This window comes from Sphingomonas sp., assembly GCF_041661825.1.
Classification (GTDB): Bacteria; Pseudomonadota; Alphaproteobacteria; order Sphingomonadales; family Sphingomonadaceae; genus Sphingomonas.
Genome location: NZ_JBAZTU010000005.1, coordinates 85,232 through 100,277, shown reverse-complemented (window position 1 = coordinate 100,277; position 15,046 = coordinate 85,232). Strand labels below are relative to the sequence as shown.

Genomic DNA, 15,046 nt, shown 5'->3' with positions numbered 1-15,046 from the left:
CCATTTGCATTTTGCGAACACAAAAGTCCATAGGGTAATTGTCATGAGGGTGGAATGAGCGAGAGGCTGGCGGATCGGGTCGCGCGACGCATCGTCGAGCATGTCCGTGCCCGGGAACTCCCCGAGGGCACGCACCTCGTCGCGCAGGAACTGGCCGACCTGTTCAAGGTCTCGCGCGCGCCGGTTACCGCGGCATTGCGCGCGCTCGAACAGACCGGCGCGGTGCGGTCGGTGCCGAACCGCGGCTTCTTCGTCGGCGATGCAGTCGATGAGGCGCCGCTCCCCGATTCGGGCGAGGATGACGAGGATGGCCTGTACAATGCGATCGTCGACCAGCGGCTGAGCGAGACCCTGCCCGACAAGGTCAGCGAGAACGAGCTGATGCGCCATTTCGGCGTGACCCGCAGCCGGCTGCAACGCACCCTGGGGCAGATTGCCGAGGAAGGCTGGGTCGAACGGCTGCCCGGCCATGGCTGGCAATTCAGCACCACCCTGCACACCGCCGAATCCTACGAACAGGCCTATCGCTTCCGCGGCATGATCGAGACCCAGGCGCTGCTCCAGCCGGGCTACAAGGTCGTGCCCGAGGAACTCGTCCGCTTGCGTGGGGAGCAGCAGGACCTGCTCGACGGCACGATCGAGGAATTGTCCCGCGCCCGGTTGTTCGAGCTGAATTCCGGCTTCCATGAGACCATCGTCGGCTGGTCGGGCAACCCGTTCTTTTTCGATTCGCTGCGGCGGATCAACCGCCTGCGCCGGCTGATCGAGTTCCGCGTCACCGCGGACCGCAGCCGGCTCGACCAGCAATGCCGCGAGCATCTCGCGCTGCTCGACCTGCTCGAACGCGGCGACATCCTGCTCGCCGCCGACTTCCTGCGCGTGCATATCGGCCATGCGCTCACGGTAAAGGAACGCGCGGTCCACCGGCTGACGGAATAGCTCAACGCATCAGATTGCACTTTGCATTCACATAATGTATTGGATCCCCATAAGACGAGGGGACTCCGATGCAATCTGCCGCAGCAAGCGATCACGAGAGGATGGAGCGCACCGTCCCGCGCAAAGTGTTCTGGCGCATCATCCCCTTCTGCTTCGCGCTCTACATCATCTCGTATATCGACCGCGCGAACATCGGCTATGCCGCCCTCCAGATGAATGCCGAGCTGGCTCTGTCCAGCCAGGCCTTCGGCTTCGCCGCCGGCATCTTCTTCATCGGCTATTTCCTGTTCGAGGTGCCGAGCAACGTCGCGCTGCTGAAGTTCGGCCCGCGCAAATGGATCGCGCGCATCCTGCTCAGCTGGGGCGTCGTCTCAATGCTCACCGCGTTCGTGCAGACCGCGGCGCAGCTCTACGTCCTGCGCTTCCTGCTCGGCGTGGCGGAGGCCGGCTTCTTCCCCGGCATCATCCTCTATCTGACGCTGTGGTTCCGCACCAAGGAACAGGCGACGGTGATCGCGCTGTTCACCGCGGCAATCCCCGTCTCCTACATCCTGGGCGGGCCGATGAGCACGCTGATCATGGAACATGTCAGCGGCTTCGGCCTCAGCGGATGGCGCTGGATGATGTTGATCGAGGGCGTCCCCGCTCTGCTCGGCGGCATCGCGACCTATTGGCTGCTGACCGACCGTCCCGACCAGGCAAAATGGCTGTCCGAGCCCGAGCGGACCTGGCTCGCGAGCGAGATGGCGACCGAGCATGCCCCCGCCGCCAACCGCCGCACGCTCGGCACCTTCGCGGCGATCACCCACCCCAAGGTGCTGTACCTCGGCGTCATCTATTTCGCCTATCAGTGCGGCAGCCTCGGCGTCGGCTATTGGCTGCCCCAGATCGTCAAGGGCCTGTCGACCGAAGCATCGACCTTCGAAGTCGGGCTGATCTCGACCCTGCCCTATATCGTCGCGACCATCGGCATGGTCGTCTGGTCGCGCCATTCGGACAAACAGGGCGAGCGCTATCTGCACACGGCCTTGCCCCTGCTCGCCGCGACGCTCGCGCTCGGCGCGATCGGCCTCGCCGCGAACACCTTTGTCGCCGTCGCGCTGATCAGCGTCGCGCTGACGGGTCTTTATGCCTTCAAGGCGCCCTTCTGGGCGCTGCCCGGCCTGTTCCTCTCGCGCAATACCGCCGCGATCGCGATCGCCGCGATCAATTCGGTCGGCAATCTCGGCGGCTTTGCCGGACCTTATCTGATCGGACTGGTCAAGGATTCGACCGGCAGTGCCATCGCGGGCCTCATCTTCCTCGCCGTGCTGATCTTCATCGCCTTCATGATGGTGTGGTTCGCCTGGCTGAGCTCCGACTCAAGGACCGAAGAAGCGTGACTGCCGATATCGCGGAGGCACCGCTCCGCACCCTGGACCTGCCGGCGGCGATCGGCCCTGCCATGACCGGCCTGCCCTGGGTGCACCGCATCCTGATCGAGAATCTGCTCCGCCGCAGCGCGGGTGACCGGGCAGCGATGGCGACGCTCGCGGCGTGGCTGCGTGATGGCCGCAGCGATGCGGAAATCCCCTTCTATCCCGCGCGCATCATGATGCACGACACCACCTGCGTTCCGGCGCTGGTCGATCTCGCCGCCGCGCGCGACGGCGTCGCCGCGGCGGGCGGCGATCCGCGCGCGCTCGATCCGGTGATCCGCGTCGACGTCTCGACCGACCATTCGATCGCGGTCGACCATTTCGGCACGCCCGACGCGATGCGCCTGAACCTCGCGCGCGAGGCCGGCCGCAATGCCGAGCGTTTCCGCCTGATGAAATGGGCGAGCCAGGCCATGGCGAACCTGACCGTCCACCCGCCCGGCACCGGCATCATGCACACGCTCAACCTCGAACGGCTGGCGACGGTCGTCACGGTCGAGCAGCATGACGGTGAACACTGGCTGATCCCCGACACGCTGATCGGCACCGACAGCCACACGCCGATGGTCAACGGCATCGGCGTGCTCGCCTGGGGCGTCGGCGGGCTCGAGGCGGAGGCAGCGATGCTCGGCGCGCCGGTGATGCTGCGCGTGCCAGGCGTGGTCGGCGTCCGGCTGACCGGCCAGCTGCGCGAGGGCGTGTTCGCGACCGACCTCGCGCTCGCGGTGACTCACATCCTGCGCCAGGTCGATCTCGCCAGCCGCTTCGTCGAGTTTTTCGGCCCCGGCGTCGGCACGCTTTCCGCCGGCGAGCGCGCGGTGGTCGCGAACATGGCGCCGGAATATGGCGCGACGACCGGCTATTTCCCGATCGACATCCGCACCATCGACTATCTCGTCGCGACCGGGCGCAGCCCCGAGGCGACTGAGCGAGTCCGCACCTACGCCCGGGCCCAGGGCCTGTGGTTCGATCCGCAGGCTACGCCCGATTACGACAGGATCGTCGATATCGATCTCGGCGCGATCCAGCCCTCGGTCGCCGGCCCTTCGCGCCCGCAGGACCTGCTTGCGCTCGAGGAGATTGCCGGCAAGGTCCCGCCCTCGATCGGCGCGCCCGATCCGACCATCCCGCACGGCGCCGTCGCCATCGCTGCGATCACCAGTTGCACCAACACCAGCGATCCAAGGCTGCTGATCGCCGCCGGGCTGCTCGCGCAAAAGGCAAGGCGCGCCGGCCTCTCGGTCAAACCCTGGGTCAAGACCTCGCTCGCGCCCGGATCGCCCTCCGCCGCTGCATTGCTGCGCCGTGCCGGACTGCTCGACTCGCTCGAGGCCTTGGGTTTCGCCATTGTCGGCATCGGCTGCACCACCTGTATCGGCAATTCAGGGCCGCTCGTGCCGGCTATGGCCGAGGCGGTCGGGCGCGGCCTTTCGCCCGTCGCGATCCTCTCGGGCAACCGCAACTTTCCCGGCCGCGTTCATCCCCAGGTCGAGGCGAGCTTCCTCGCCTCCCCACCCCTGGTGGTCGCCTTCGCCCTGCACGGCGACGCGACCGGCGATATCGCGCGCGATCCGATCGGCCTCGGCACCGACGGCAATCCGGTCCACCTCGCCGATCTCTGGCCGACCGGCGGCGAGATCGACGCCGTGCTCGCCCGCGCGGCCGATCCGGCCGACGTCCAGCGCGCCTTCGACACGGCGGAGGAAAGCCCGGCCTGGCGCGATCTCGACGCGCCGTCCGATCCGCTGTTCGCCTGGGATCCCGCCTCGACCTATCTGCGCCCGCCGCCCTTCGCCAGCGTGGACGCGCGGCGCGTGTCGCAGGCAATGCTCGCCCATCCGCTGCTCGTACTCGGCGACGACATCACCACCGACCATATCTCCCCCGCCGGCGCGATCCCGCGCGGCAGCGACGCTGCGCGCTGGCTGGTCGAGCATGGCGCCGACCCCGCCGACCTCAACGTCTTCTCGTCGCGGCGCGGCAATTGGGAGGTGATGGTCCGCGGCCTGTTCACCAACCCCGCGGTCCGGAATCTGCTTGGCGAGGAATTGCCCGCCGGCTGGACCATCCATGCCCCCAGCGGCACCCGCCTGCCCTTGTGGGAAGCGGCGCGCCTCTACGGCGACACCCCGCTCGCGATCGTCGCGGGCGATCGCTACGGCATGGGCTCGTCGCGCGACTGGGCGGCCAAGGGCGCCTGGCTGCTCGGCGTGCGCGCCGTGATTGCATCGAGCTTCGAGCGCATCCACCGCAGCAACCTGATCAACCTCGCCATCCTGCCGATCGAGGTCCCGCGCGAGACCGCCCTTGCCCTGCGCACGCTGCGCCCGGGAGACCGGATCGCGATCGATGTAGATGTGGCAGACCTCGATCCGCGAGGCCCCGTGTCGGTATCGGTGTACCGCGCCGACGGCTCGATCGAGCCAATCCCCGCTCGCGCCGCGATCGAGACGATGAGCGAAGTCGCCATGCTCGCCGGCGGCGGCCTGCTGCCGGAAATCGTCACGCGGCTGAGCGGCAGGGGCTAAGCTTTTCCTGAGCTTTCCTTACTGGACCCGGTTCGGGGAACAGGCAGCAGGTCGATTCAACCCGCTAGGAAGCCGTGCAAGCGTCGAACGGCCGGAGCCACCACCAGGCCTCGACCTGCTCTTTCTCATCGTCATCCATAAATGTTGGACGGTTTTTCCCCGCCTTTCAGCGGAAAGCAGCGGAAAAACCGCGCCCGAACAGCGCGATTTTTCCGCTGTTATGCATAACAGGGAAAACCCGCACCAAGCTGCTGATCGACAAGGCGGAATCCGCCCCGAAAATCCAACATAACAGCGGAAGAAAAATCAGAACCGCGAAACAGCCGAAATGTTGGAGGAAACAGCCGCCCTATCGACCGACATATTTGTCGAGGAACGTGAAGACCGCGTCCTGCGCGTCATGCGCCTGGTCGGAATCCACCTGCGCGAACTGGTGCCCGCCCGGCGCCATGTCGTAGATCTTCGATTCGAACACCTTGCCGCGTGCTTTCATCAGGTCGATCAGGCGCCCGGCGTGCAGCGCGACGGGGACGGAACGATCGCCGGTGGTCGACTGGATCAGCAGCGGCGTCTGGATCAGATCGACATGATTGAGCGGCGACACGTCGATATAGGGCGCCAGGTCCTGCGCCGGGGTCTTGCCGCCGAAGCGTGGCTGCCTGGCCACGTCGTCGCCGCGGAAATTGGGCTTATACGCCATATAGGCGACCATGTCGGTAATGCCGACATTGTCCACGGCCGCCGCGAACAGGTTGGGGAAGCGCTGGATTGCCAGCAGCGTGATCATCCCGCCCTTGCTGCGGCCGTAAATGGCGACCCGCTTCGGATCGACCTCGGAATGGGTATGGACGAGATACTCGGCGGCGGCAGCCACATCGTCCACTTCCTTCCCGCCGAAGTCGATCGCGTCATAGTGCGCCTTCCCGTAACCGCGGCTGCCGCGATATTCGGGGAAGATCACGACATAGCCCCTGCCCACCGCATCGACGATCAGGCCGAATATGTTCGGGTCCAGACTGCCGTGATAGGAGCCGTGGACCACGACCAGCCCGGGCCTCTTGCCGACCGACTGGCCGCGCTGGGTGAAAACATAGGCCGGGGTGAAGTCGCCGTCCCGGTTGGGATACAGCACCTGCCGCATCTTCACCTGGTCGCCATAGGTCTGGTTGAACAAGACTGCATAAAGCAGCTGCTGAGTCGCATATTGATCATGCTGCTGCGCCTCGAGCCGAGTCTGCACATCCTTCGACTCGGTGTCGACCGAGGCGTCGAGCTTGCCTTCCTTCTGGGCGGCGGCGGGTGCCAGGGCCAACGTCAATCCAAGACCTGCCGCGACGAGTTTCTGCCAGACCATATGTCCCCCAAAAATGCCCGTCGACAGCCTGCCGTTGATCGGGGCTTGGGTGCGGGCATGGGGAGGCTATGGCGGGCCGGCTGTCATCAGGCTGTCATCACGCCGCGAGCTTCGCCCACACCGCTTTGGCGATCTGCACGTCCTGCACCGCGACCCCCGTCAGATCCGCCACGACGATCTCTTCCGCGGCAAAGGCGATCGGCGCGGCGATGAGCTCGCCCAGCTCGATCAGGCCGTTCCCGTCGATCAGCCCCGCCGCGACAGCATTGGCGGTGTCGCCATGGTCGATGCACTGCGATCGCGAATCGACCACGATCCGGGCCTGCGCCATGACTTCCGGCGCGATCTCGCTCTTGCCCGGCGTATCGCAGCCGACCGCAACGATGCGCATGCCTGGCCGCGCCATCTCCGCGGTGATCAGCGCTTCCCGCGACGGCGTGGTCGTCACGATCAGGTCGGCCCGCGCCGCCAGCTCCGCGAGCGGCACGGCCTCGCCGATCGCCGCCGCCTTGGCCGGGTCGCGCGCCCAGACCAGCACGGTCTCGATTCCCAGCGCCTTCGCGATCCACTTGGCCTGCAGCGCTGCCTGAGTTCCGGACCCGACCACACCGAGCACCCGCGTATCGGCGCGCGCGATCAGTCGCGCGGCGATTGCCCCGGCCAGCGCGGTGCGCAGATCGGTGAGCTGCCCAAGGTCGTGCAGGATCGCCAGGATCTCCCCGGTCTTGGCGCTCGCCACCGCGCTGAACCCGTTGCTCGTCGGCAGCCCGACCAGGTCGTTGCGGTAGAAGCCGGTGGTCAGCTTGCACACGAACACATCGTCGCCGCGCAACCAGGCGCCCTTGGCATGGCAATCGCCCGGCGGATCGTCGAACGACAGATGCCCGACCGCCATCGCCTCGGCCTGGCCCGAGCTGTACCGGCGGAAACCCTCCTCGATCGCGGCGGTGATCTCGTCGGCGTCGATCGCGGCGAGGATCTCGGGAAGCTCGACCACTCTCATGCGCCGGTCCTCAGCCGCGCAAGCTCGCCATACATCGTCGCCCGGCTGACCCCCAGGATCGCCGCGACATATTCCGGCGCGCGCTTGCCCTCGAATCCGCCACTGACGAACAGCGCCTCGATCAGCGTACGGCGCCCGGTGCGGTCCAGCCGGTCGACCGTCGTTGCCTGTTCCTTGGTCCAGGCGGCGATGAAACGGTTGATCCGTTCGTGCCAGTCGTCCTTGAACAGCGCGATCGTCGCGTCAGTCGACTCGGCCGCTCCGAGGAAACCGTGCAGCATCCGCCGGACCGCGTCGAACTCGGTGACATCGGCGTTGATGCACATCAGACCGACCGGCTTGAGATGATCGTCGCGCAGCACGATCGAGATCGATTTGATCAGCCGCCCGTCATAATTCACCTTATCGTACGGCCCGAGCACATCGACATCGTCGGCGAATCGGCTCTCGCGCAGGTCCGACGGATCGCCGACCTTCCGCGGCGAAAAGGGGTTGGCGACACAGGCCACGCTGTCGCTGACCAGGTCGTGCACCGCCACTTCGACGAAGGGCGTGAACAGCGCCGCGATGCCCCGTGCCACCGCGAAGTGCGGTCGCAACGGCGATGCCGCGACCAGATCCGCCGTCTCTTTTTCCGCCAGCTTGCGCATTCAAACTTTCCTGACTATCAAGTCCAGATTAGACTTATTATCCAAATCACCGTGCCGTGCAAGGAGAACCCGATGGCCACGCTGTTCGAGCGAATCATGGAAGCGGACAAGGGCATCCGCCCGCAAGTCCCCGTGTCGGGCCTTGAGTACAGCGCCAAGCTGTCCGGGGCGCTGGGCTGCGAGGTGATGCTCAAGACCGATCACCTGATGCCGACCGGCTCGTTCAAGGTGCGTGGCTCAGCCAACAAGATCCGCACCCTCGGCGAGGCGGCCCGCGGCGGGGTGATCACGGCGTCGACCGGCAATCACGGTCAGGGCGTCGCCCGCGCCGGCAAGCTCGCCGGGGTTCCCGTCACCGTGTACCTCCCCAGCTCGGCGCCGCCGGCCAAGATGCGCGCGATCGAAGCGCTCGGTGCCACCCTGGTCGTGTTCGACGGCCCCTCGCTGGAGGCCGAGCTCGAGGCACGGCGCCAGTCCGATCTGCAGGGCAAGCCCTATGTCGCGCCGTACAATGACTACGACACGATCGCCGGCCAGGGCACACTCGGTATGGAGCTGTTCAACCAGGCGCCCGATCTCGACGCCGTGTTCATCTGCGTCGGCGGCGGCGGACTGATCAGCGGCGTCGGCACCGCGATGAAGCAACTCAGCCCGAACACGACAATCGTCGGCGTCTGGCCCCAGGCTTCACGCTGCATGCTCGACTCGCTCGAGGCCGGCCACATCATCGAGACGCCCGAATATGACACGCTGTCCGACGGATCGACCGGCGCGGTGGAACAGGGATCGGTCACCTTCCCGATCTGCCAGCAAGTGATCGACGAGACCTTGACCGTCAGCGAGATCGAGATCGCGCGCGGCATGCGCCGCATCGCCGAGGCCGAGCGCTGGATGATCGAAGGATCGGCCGGCGTCGCCGTCGCCGGGCTGCTTCAGACCGCGGAAACATGGCGCGGCAAGAAGGTCGCGGTGGTGCTGTGCGGCCGCAACGTCTCGGTCGAGACCTTCATGGGCGCGATGGAGCTCGGCCGGGAGGACTGATGTTTCGTGACAGCTTGGTGACGGCAATCACCGGATAGCCTCGCGACAAGGAATGGAAGGGGATCGAGCATGAAGAGCGAAATGCTGAGGGCGGGCCTGGCCGCGCTGTTGCTGGCAAGCCCGGGAGTCGCCTTCGCGCAGACGCCCGCAGACGCAAGCCCGGCCAAGCCGCGCAGCGAACCGCCGGACTGCGTCACCCATGCCGGCTTCGACCGCGATCTGCAGGTCCCCGGCTACAGGATGAAGACCGCGCTCGGCCCGGATACCTGTGTCGGCTTCACCACCGCCGCCGCCCAGCCCCCCGCCGATTACACGGGCGACTTCTACGTCAACGAGTTCACCGACGAGAAGCTGCGCCAGCGCTACAAGGATTGCATGGCCGATACGGCCTGCGCCAAACGCGTCCAGCATCAGGTCGATGCGCGCCATCCACCCAACAAGGAAGCGCGCATCACCGATCCGCACGCGCTCTATCTGCTCGGGAAGCCACCGGTCGGCGAGAATATCGACCTCAAGGCGATCCGCCGCCCCGCCTTCTTCGCCCGCGCGCCCTATACCGAATCCTTCGCCCAGGCGGACGCCAACAGCTGGACCGTCGAGTTCACGGCACCCGTCGATCCCTATGAGCGGATCCACCTGAAGCAGGACACCCCCGTCAAGCTGCGCGGCTGGTATCTGCGCGGCACCGGCATCGCCAACGACAAGGGCGGCAGGACCCGTGCACTCGTCATCATGAGCGGCGGCGGCGGCCAGCGCGTCGCGGCGATCGACGATCCGCGCGACACGCTTTACCGCATCCTCCCCAACGGCGAGACCGAGCTCAACGATTATCCCAACAAGACCTCGGGCTCGGTCGGCCAGCGTACCTGGCGCAAGACCGCCGATGTGCTCTACCGCGCCGGCTTCGACGTGCTGATCTTCGATCGACGCGGGGTCGGCCTGTCGACTGGTGTGGCGGACACCAACACGCTGCAGCAGGGCCGCGACCTGCTCGCGATCGTCGCCAGCCTGCGTTCGGGTGAGGGCATGCGTGCCCTGACACCCAGGGGTCAGGCGCTCAGCGGCCAGGCCGCGGCGGCCTCGATCCGCGGCACCGCGCCTGCCACCGGCGTGCCGGTGCTGTTCCTCGGCAGCTCGCGCGGCACCATGGCCAGCGGCTGGGCCATGACGATGAACTTCGACAAGACCTGCCATTACGACCTGGCCGATCTCGATTGCGGCCCCGCGATCGGCGACAAGACGATCCGCGGCGCGATCCTCTTCTCCGAATTCTCCAGCGGCATGGGCTATGTCCCCGCGCAGATGACCGACGAGGACAATTCGCGCGGCCTTGGCGACGATCGCGGGCTGTTCACCGTCGGTACCGAGCTTCAGCAGAACATCGTGTTCTTCCCCAGCTCGGCAGTGCTCGCCGGCATCCACAAATGGCCGAGCCTCTTCCAGGCGCGCGGCCTGTGGGACTACGCCGCCGGGCTCGAAGGCTCGATGGATTCGAACAGCCGGGTCAACGGCCCCAAGGAGCTGGTCGTGGTCCGTGGCCCCCACCCCTACGAGACCTGGCCCGAGTCCGAGAAGAAGCGAGTGCAAGCGCGCATGGTCGCCTATGCCCGCGCCGCCGCGCTCGGCCAGAAGACCGTGCCGGGCGGACGCCCCTGGACGACACGCAAGGAGCTGGTCGCGACCGCGTCCGATGTCTGGGAGCCTTCGTCGGACCCCCGCCGCATCGCCGCGCTCGACGCGAAGAAGAAGCACTGACGCGCACCTGTTTGAACGTATCGGAGAAGACAATGGCGATCTGGAAAGGGGTATTCCCCGCCGTCACGACCAAGATGACCGAGGCAGGCGAGATCGACCTGCCAGCGACTCAGGCCAGCATCGCGCGGCTGGTCGATAACGGCGTGTCGGGCGTGATCGTGCTGCCGATGCTGGGCGAGAACGCCTCGCTGGCGCCCACCGAGCGCGAGACGGTGATCCGCGCCGGCGTCGAGGCAGTCGCCGGCCGCGTGCCGCTGCTCTCCGGCCTGGCCGAGATCACGCTCGAGACAGCGAAGGCGCATGCCCGCGATTATGAGCGGTTCGGCGCGCGCGGCATGATGGTTTTCCCGAGCCTAGGCTACAAAACCGATCCGCGCGAAACTGCTCATTGGTACCGCGAGATCGCCGGCGCCTCCTCGCTGCCGATCATGATCTACAACAACCCGATCGCTTACGGCGTGGACGTCACCGCCGAAGTGCTGCGGGACCTGGTCGATGTGCCGGAGATCGTCTGCATCAAGGAAGAAACCGGCGACATCCGCCGCGTGACCGACACCTATATCGAGTTCGGCGACCGGTTCAGCGTCTTCTGCGGCGTCGACGACCTCATCGTCGAGAGCAGTTCGCTCGGCGTGACCGGCTGGGTATCGGGCATGACCAATGTCTGGCCAGCCGAATGCGTCGCGATCTTCAATCTCTGCGCGCAGCAGCGTTATGCCGAGGCGCGCGAGCTGTACCACATCCTCACCCCGAGCTTTCACCTCGATACCCATGTGAAGCTCGTGCAGTACATCAAGCTCGCCGAGCATCTTGTCTATGGCGCGCCGGAATGGACGCGCGCGCCGCGCCTGCCGCTGGTGGGCGCGGAGCGCGCGCATGTCGTGTCGACGATCGAGGGCGCGATCGCCGCGCTCGACACTCGCCGGCCGCTGGCGGCCTGACCATGATAGCGACCAGGGAAAGCACGATCGCAGGGATCATCGGCGCCATCGGGCAGGCGGATTTCGAAGCGATCGCGGCCGGCCTGGTCGGCGGCCTGATCGGTTTCGATCTCGCCGCCGTGATCCTGCATCGCCGCAGCGAGGTCCCGATCGCCCTGTTCGACAATTTCGACCGGGTCGGCGGGCGGCAGGGCATCGAGAATTATGTCGGCGTCACCCACCGCATCAACCCGATCCTGACCGGCCATCCCGCGCGCGGCGCCCTCCGCGCACGGGACTATCGCATCCCGTCCGACCGGCGGGTCGAGGGCTGCATCGGACACCTCGTTCCGGCGCCGGAGGAGGAGCTCGGCTTTCGCACCATCGGCTGGCCCGAACGGCTGGAGGAAGTCGGCCTCTATTTCCCCGCCTGTGGCGGAGTCATGGAATGCGGCTTCTACCGCGAGCGTACCGCCCGCCCGGTGTCGCCGCGCACGCTCAGGCTGCTCGGCGCGCTCGAGGCGCCGATCACGGCGGCGTTCGATTGCCATGCCCGCCTTACCCCGATGCACCGGCACGCGGTCCTCTCGCCGCGTGAGCGCGAGGTCGCTGACCTGCTGCTCCTCGGCTGCTCGTCGGAAGCGGTCGCGCTGCGGCTCGGGATCAGCCGCCACACCGTGAAGGATCACCGCAAGGCGATCTTCCGCAAGCTCGGCATCGGTTCGCTCGCCGAGCTGTTCGCAGGCCAGCGCAGCCTCCACTGATCCCTCCTCCGGGGGATGGCGCTGTCGGCGCCGCACGTGCAGTTTCGACGGCACATCGATTCAAAGGAGAACCCCATGCGCTATGTCCGGATGCCGATCGAGGTCGAGTCGCCCGAGGAATATGGCTATGGCCGCATCCGCTATAATCTTTCCGAGAGCTCGGTCGCTGACCGCACCGTGCACGGCCTCGGCCTGACCGTCCCCGACCTCACCCTGCTCTATGGCGAGCATCGCGGCGGCGCCGAACTGCGCCGCCTGATCGCCGAGGCCAGCGGCGGCGTCGAGGCAGACGACGTGCTGGTCACCGTCGGTGCGGCCGGTGCGTTGTTCATTATCGCCACCGCCCTGCTCGGCGCCGACGACCATCTCGTCGTGGTCCGGCCTAACTATGCCACCAACCTGGAGACCCCTCGCGCGATCGGCTGCAAGGTCACCCATGTCGAGCTGGACTTCGAGTCCGGCTTCCGTATCGATCCCGCCGCCATCGCCGCCGCGGTCACGCCGCAGACCCGCATCATCAGCGTCACCACCCCGCACAACCCGACCGGCACGATGCTCGCCGAGGCCGAACTGCGCGCGCTGGTCGAGCTGGCGAAAGACCGCGGCTGCGTGCTGCTGGTCGACGAGACCTATCGCGACCTGTCGCTCGACGGCACGCTGCCGCTCGCCGCGTCGCTCGGCGACCATGTCATCAGTGTTGCCTCCCTGTCCAAGGCGTATGGCGTGCCCGGCATTCGCATCGGCTGGATCATCAGCAGGGACCCGGCGCTGCAGGAGCGCTTCCTCGCCGCCAAGGAGCAGATCAGCATCTGCGGCAGCGTGATCGACGAATGGGTCGGCGAGCAGATTCTGTCGCGCCGCGACGAGATCCTCCAGCCTGTCCTGACCGAGATGCGTCGCCGCCTCGCGCGGATCACGGAGTGGATGGCGGGCGAGGATTTGCTCGAATGGGTCGCGCCCAGCGGCGGCGTGGTCTGTTTCCCGCGCATGCGCCGGGAACCTCCCGGCGGCACCGATGCCTTCTACAAGCGCCTGCTCGAAGAGCATGGCTGTTATGTCGGCCCGGGCCACTGGTTCGAGCTGCCCGACACCTATTTCCGCCTCGGCTATGGCTGGCCCACCGCCGAGGAGCTGGAGGGCGGTCTGAAGGCGATCTCCGCCGCGCTCCGCGGCTAGTGCGGATTGCCGGGCCGCTCCCCACCGCAAGCGGCTGTTTGCGAATAGGATTTGGCGACCGATACGGTTATCGCCCATGACAGGTCGATGACAGCAGCGGCCTGCATATCAGACTGCTAAGAACCGAGCGGGGGGAAATGTGCCCTCCGCCGGCAGGGGGGACTGGCAGGGAAGATGCTGGCTATTCTGGCTTTTGTCATGGTCGCGACGTTCATGACGCTGATCATGACGAAGCGGCTCTCCGCGCTCGTCGCGCTGATCCTGATCCCGACCCTGTTCGCCATCGGCGCCGGCTTCACCCATGGTCTCGGCCCGATGATGGTGAAGGGCGTGATCGAGCTCGCGCCGACCGGCGTGATGCTGCTGTTCGCGATCCTCTATTTCGGCCTGATGATCGATACCGGCCTGTTCGATCCGCTGATCCGGCTGATCGTGCGCCTGGTGCACGGCGATCCGATGCGCATCATGATCGGCACGGTCGCGCTCGCCCTCATCGTCTCGCTCGATGGCGACGGCACCACAACCTATATGATCACCGTGTCCGCGCTGCTGCCGCTCTACCGGCACATGAAGATGGACCTGCGCATGATGACCTGCCTGCTCATCATGTCGAGCGCGGTCATGAACATCGCGCCCTGGGGCGGCCCGACCGTCCGCGCCGCGACTGCGCTGCACGTAGATCCGCGCGAGCTGTTCGTCGGGCTGATCCCGGCGATGGCGACGACCGCAGTCTGGACCTTCTTCGTTGCCTGGGTCTTCGGCAAGCGCGAACGGCGCCGGCTCGCGGCTCTCGCGCTCACCGACGACAATGAACAGACGACCGCGCAGGAGGTGATCGACGACGAGATGGGCGGCGACACCAGCATGCGCCGGCCTAAGCTGTTCTGGTTCAACCTCGCGCTCACTGCCACTCTGCTGGTGCTGCTGGTGATCGGGTCGCTGCCGCTGGTCGTGCTGTTCATGCTCGCCTTCGCGATCGCCGCGATGGTCAACTATCCGCGGCTGCAGCAGCAGAAGGAACGCATCGCCGCCCATGCCGGGAATGCCTTGGGTACGGTCAGCCTGATCTTCGCCGCGGGCATCTTCACTGGCATCCTGTCGGGCACCAAGATGGTCGATGCGATGGCCGACTCCGTCATCAACATCATCCCGCCCGCGCTCGGGCCGTACATGGCGCCGATCACCGCGCTGGTCAGCATTCCCTTCACCGTGCTGATCTCCAACGACGCCTTTTATTTTGGCATGCTGCCGGTACTCGGCCAGACCGGCGTGCAATATGGCCTGACTCCGATGGAGCTGGCCCGCGCATCATTGATCGGGCAGCAGATCCATCTGCTCAGCCCGCTCGTCGCTTCGACCTATCTGCTGGTCGGCCTCGCCGGGGTCGAGCTGGGCGACCACCAGCGCTTCACCTTCCGCTGGGCGCTCGGCTCCTGCGCGGTGTTCATGATCACCTGCCTGCTGCTCGGCGTCTTCCCCTTCTACAAGGGCTGAGCCT

General features: G+C 66.6%; 12 protein-coding genes. 9 read left to right on the top strand and 3 right to left on the bottom strand.

Features of this window, described 5'->3' with window-relative positions:
* The first annotated feature begins 54 nt into the window (after positions 1–54).
* The 3 genes from WC729_RS22715 to acnA all read left to right on the top strand — a co-directional run bounded on the left by WC729_RS22715 (position 55) and on the right by acnA (position 4,885).
* On the top strand, positions 55–939 hold the full coding sequence (locus tag WC729_RS22715; protein WP_372856729.1) for a GntR family transcriptional regulator: 885 nt from the start codon (positions 55–57) through the stop codon (positions 937–939).
* A gap of 68 nt (positions 940–1,007) precedes the next feature.
* The gene (locus WC729_RS22710) at positions 1,008–2,321 is read left to right on the top strand and encodes an MFS transporter (protein ID WP_372856728.1); all 1,314 of its coding nucleotides are present in this window, start codon (positions 1,008–1,010) and stop codon (positions 2,319–2,321) included.
* Positions 2,318–4,885: an aconitate hydratase AcnA gene (acnA, locus tag WC729_RS22705; RefSeq protein ID WP_372856727.1), complete on the top strand. Its 2,568-nt coding sequence runs from the start codon at positions 2,318–2,320 to the stop codon at positions 4,883–4,885. Before WC729_RS22710 ends, acnA begins: the two co-directional genes overlap by 4 nt.
* A gap of 349 nt (positions 4,886–5,234) precedes the next feature.
* Here acnA and WC729_RS22700 read toward each other — a convergent pair whose 3' ends face one another.
* From WC729_RS22700 to WC729_RS22690, 3 genes are all read right to left on the bottom strand, one after another.
* Positions 5,235–6,239, bottom strand: coding sequence for an alpha/beta hydrolase family protein (locus tag WC729_RS22700; RefSeq protein ID WP_372856726.1), 1,005 nt, complete (start codon positions 6,237–6,239; stop codon positions 5,235–5,237).
* Positions 6,240–6,336: 97 nt separating this feature from the next.
* Positions 6,337–7,242 carry a hypothetical protein gene (locus tag WC729_RS22695; RefSeq protein ID WP_372856725.1) on the bottom strand — a complete coding sequence of 302 codons (906 nt, stop codon included), beginning with the start codon at positions 7,240–7,242 and terminating at the stop codon, positions 6,337–6,339.
* On the bottom strand, positions 7,239–7,892 hold the full coding sequence (locus WC729_RS22690) for a transcriptional regulator (protein WP_372856724.1): 654 nt from the start codon (positions 7,890–7,892) through the stop codon (positions 7,239–7,241). Before WC729_RS22690 ends, WC729_RS22695 begins: the two co-directional genes overlap by 4 nt.
* A 72-nt stretch (positions 7,893–7,964) precedes the next feature.
* Between WC729_RS22690 and WC729_RS22685 the strand changes: the two genes are divergently transcribed.
* The 6 genes from WC729_RS22685 to WC729_RS22660 all read left to right on the top strand — a co-directional run bounded on the left by WC729_RS22685 (position 7,965) and on the right by WC729_RS22660 (position 15,042).
* Complete coding sequence (locus tag WC729_RS22685; protein ID WP_372856723.1) at positions 7,965–8,933, top strand: threonine/serine dehydratase; 969 nt, start codon at positions 7,965–7,967, stop codon at positions 8,931–8,933.
* Positions 8,934–9,002: 69 nt separating this feature from the next.
* On the top strand, positions 9,003–10,688 hold the full coding sequence (locus WC729_RS22680; protein ID WP_372856722.1) for a hypothetical protein: 1,686 nt from the start codon (positions 9,003–9,005) through the stop codon (positions 10,686–10,688).
* A gap of 32 nt (positions 10,689–10,720) precedes the next feature.
* Positions 10,721–11,629 carry a dihydrodipicolinate synthase family protein gene (locus tag WC729_RS22675; protein ID WP_372856721.1) on the top strand — a complete coding sequence of 303 codons (909 nt, stop codon included), beginning with the start codon at positions 10,721–10,723 and terminating at the stop codon, positions 11,627–11,629.
* A gap of 2 nt (positions 11,630–11,631) precedes the next feature.
* Positions 11,632–12,372, top strand: a complete 741-nt coding sequence (locus WC729_RS22670; protein ID WP_372856720.1) for a LuxR C-terminal-related transcriptional regulator — start codon at positions 11,632–11,634, stop codon at positions 12,370–12,372.
* A gap of 75 nt (positions 12,373–12,447) precedes the next feature.
* The gene (locus WC729_RS22665) at positions 12,448–13,548 is read left to right on the top strand and encodes a pyridoxal phosphate-dependent aminotransferase (protein WP_372856719.1); all 1,101 of its coding nucleotides are present in this window, start codon (positions 12,448–12,450) and stop codon (positions 13,546–13,548) included.
* A 174-nt stretch (positions 13,549–13,722) separates the two neighbouring features.
* On the top strand, positions 13,723–15,042 hold the full coding sequence (locus WC729_RS22660) for a CitMHS family transporter (protein ID WP_372856718.1): 1,320 nt from the start codon (positions 13,723–13,725) through the stop codon (positions 15,040–15,042).
* Positions 15,043–15,046: the final 4 nt, after the last annotated feature.